The 2078-nt window shown below is 26.1% G+C and carries 1 protein-coding gene; it reads right to left on the reverse strand.

What is annotated here, in order from left to right; translation table 4 throughout:
* Positions 1–33: 33 nt before the first annotated feature.
* On the reverse strand, positions 34–2078 hold a 2045-nt coding region (locus UDIV_RS04515; protein WP_038102436.1), incomplete at its 5' end, for a hypothetical protein.

Genomic DNA, 2078 nt, shown 5'->3' on the forward strand with positions numbered 1-2078 from the left:
TACAAGGGATTTGCCTTGTATTTTTTATTTATACTATGCTTTATTAAGAGGAATTTCTTGTCCTAAAATATCGATTTTTTCTTTAAACTCGTCATCTAATGAAACTGCTAGAACAGTTGCTCCTTTTATATCAAAACCTATATTACTTAATAAAATCTTACGATATAAAATTTGTCCAGTTGCATCAAAATTAGCAGGGATATTATCATTATACATTTTGATTTTATTGTCTGTAGTTTTGAAATAAATTGTAAAGTGTGTATTGATATGTTTCTTTGGTTTGTCCGTAAGTAGGTCCACCTGAAGAACATTATCATTGTGATTAATTTTAATTGTAGGCTCAACAGCGTATGAATTTCAAAGGTTTAAAAAATCTTGTTCATTTTTAAATAATAGAAGTGTTTTAGTTGGATATTTAAGCTCAATTCTTTTAAGTCTGAAATGTCTATTATATGGAACGCTCAATTTAACAATAGCTTCGTTTGTTAATTTTTGATTAATATCTTTTAAAGGGAATGATTTTTCAACTTTTTCATGTTCTTTAGCATCAAGTAATTTCTCATCCTTTATTTGATGATTATTTGAACTAATGATATTAACAGTAGGTTTTATTTTGCCTTGATATTCAAAAACAAAGTTTAAAAATTTCTTATTTTCATCTGTGATGTAAGAACTTAAATTATTTATAACAACTTTAAGATCGTCAAAATCGCCACCCTCAAACGCAGCTCTTTGAACATCTAATAAAAACTTGTTCTTATAGAAATGTTTTTCTATATTAGATAAACTAGAAATGTCAAAGACGTTTGATGCATCATCGCTTGAGATTTTAGTGATAATATATTTTTTATTATCTTCTAATTTATTTTCCTTGCTAACATCTAGCGTTGCAACTAAGCTATTATCAACTGTTAATTCTAACTCTATAGTTTGACTATTTTCATTATCTATATTTAGATGCAATTTAACCTTTTTACCAGCTAATTTGGGGTTATAAAACTTGAAAGTCTTTGCCTTGTTTTCTAAAGTGTTAATATCTACTGTTTGTAATTTTGTTTTAAGTTCTTCATCTATTTCTTTAGTATCATCGTTGTTAATCACATATATTGGCTTGTTTAATTTAATTTCTATATCTTGAAACGATTCGTTGTTATTGTTTTCTGTTTTTGATAAATTTTCTTCTTTAATAAAAAACTTATTTAATGTTCAAAGATGGTTTACAGGAAGTTCACTTGTATCAAAAACAAACTTATTATTTTCATATTTGCCAACTAATAAATTAGATACATGTAAGTCGTCCTTAAATTCAACCACTAAATATCTTCTAATAATTTTGTTATTTGGTTGTTCAATTGCAATAGGTGATAATAAGTAATTAATGGCATCGTTGTTAGTTTGTAACTCTAGTTTTTTATCATTTAATTCAGCATTACCAACAATATTATTAAATTTTGTTTTTAATTCTTGTCTTAAACCGTTATTTTGAATAACAACACGTCTTGTTTTTTCTAATGTATTAATTTCATTAGATTCAACACGCTCTAAATGGTATTGTTGATCTTTTGATATTTTTGACAACACACCAACATCAAAGTAATTTGCTTTGTTTTCTTGCGTTTGAGATAATACTTTATATTCCTCGCCATCATCACCCTTAAAAATGGCATAGTAATAATCGTTTTGTTTTGCTTGAGGTACTTTTATTTCTAAGGTAGTTTTACCTTTATTAATAGTAAATGGAGTTTCTGGTTTAGCTATATATTCAAATTCAATTTCTTTAATATCAACTTGTTTATCTTGTTCTTTTGATTGTAATTTCTTAACAACAAATTTACCAGATTGTAAATTAGATAATTTAAAAGAGGCAACATTATCTCTAACAACACCAAAGATTTGATAGGTTTGACTATTAGTAACATCATTTACAGTCAAAGTCATTTCTTTAAGATTAAATCCACTACCAACATTTTTCTTATAAACTAATTGATTACTTAAATCTTTATATACAATTCCATCATTAAACAACTCACTACTAATCATTGGAGTAGTTGATAAACTAGGTGCAGAATTAGATTCAA

It is taken from the genome of Ureaplasma diversum NCTC 246 (assembly GCF_000731915.1).
Classification (GTDB): Bacteria; Bacillota_I; Bacilli_A; order Mycoplasmatales; family Mycoplasmoidaceae; genus Ureaplasma; species Ureaplasma diversum.